General features: G+C 66.8%; 1 protein-coding gene. It reads left to right on the forward strand.

Features of this window, described 5'->3' with window-relative positions; genetic code table 11:
• On the forward strand, positions 1-1,059 hold a 1,059-nt coding region (locus tag ACZ50K_RS37985), incomplete at its 5' end, for a toprim domain-containing protein (protein ID WP_468912054.1).

Genomic DNA, 1,059 nt, shown 5'->3' on the forward strand with positions numbered 1-1,059 from the left:
GCGCTGACCTCGCTGGTCAACAAGTACGCCCGGGACAAGAAGCTGCTGCGGGAGAAGGACGACAACCTCACCGGCGACGACATCCGCGAGGGCCTGACCGCGATCATCTCGGTCAAGCTGGGCGAGCCCCAGTTCGAGGGCCAGACGAAGACGAAGCTGGGCAACACCGAGGCGAAGACCTTCGTGCAGAAGGTCGCCCACGAGCACCTCAACGACTGGTTCGACCGCAACCCGGTCGAGGCCGCGGACATCATCCGCAAGTCGATCCAGGCGGCCACCGCCCGGGTCGCGGCCCGCAAGGCCCGCGACCTGACCCGCCGCAAGGGCCTGCTGGAGTCGGCCTCGCTGCCCGGCAAGCTCTCCGACTGCCAGTCCAACGACCCCACCAAGTGCGAGATCTTCATCGTCGAGGGCGACTCGGCCGGCGGCTCCGCGAAGTCCGGCCGCAACCCGATGTACCAGGCGATCCTGCCGATCCGCGGCAAGATCCTGAACGTCGAGAAGGCCCGGATCGACAAGATCCTCCAGAACACCGAGGTCCAGGCGCTGATCAGCGCCTTCGGCACCGGGGTCCACGAGGACTTCGACATCGCCAAGCTCCGCTACCACAAGATCATCCTGATGGCGGACGCCGACGTCGACGGCCAGCACATCAACACCCTGCTGCTGACCTTCCTGTTCCGCTTCATGCGGCCGCTGGTCGAGGCCGGGCACGTGTACCTCTCCCGCCCCCCGCTCTACAAGATCAAGTGGGGCCGGGACGACTTCGAGTACGCGTACTCCGACCGCGAGCGCGACGCCCTGGTCGCGCACGGCAAGCAGAACGGCAAGCGGATCAAGGAAGACTCGATCCAGCGCTTCAAGGGCCTGGGCGAGATGAACGCCGAGGAGCTGCGCGTGACCACCATGGACGTGGACCACCGCGTCCTGGGCCAGGTCACCCTGGACGACGCCGCCCAGGCCGACGACCTGTTCTCGGTGCTGATGGGCGAGGACGTCGAGGCCCGGCGCTCCTTCATCCAGCGCAACGCCAAGGACGTCCGCTTCCTCGACATCTGA

The organism is Streptomyces sp. NPDC033845, from assembly GCF_055576225.1.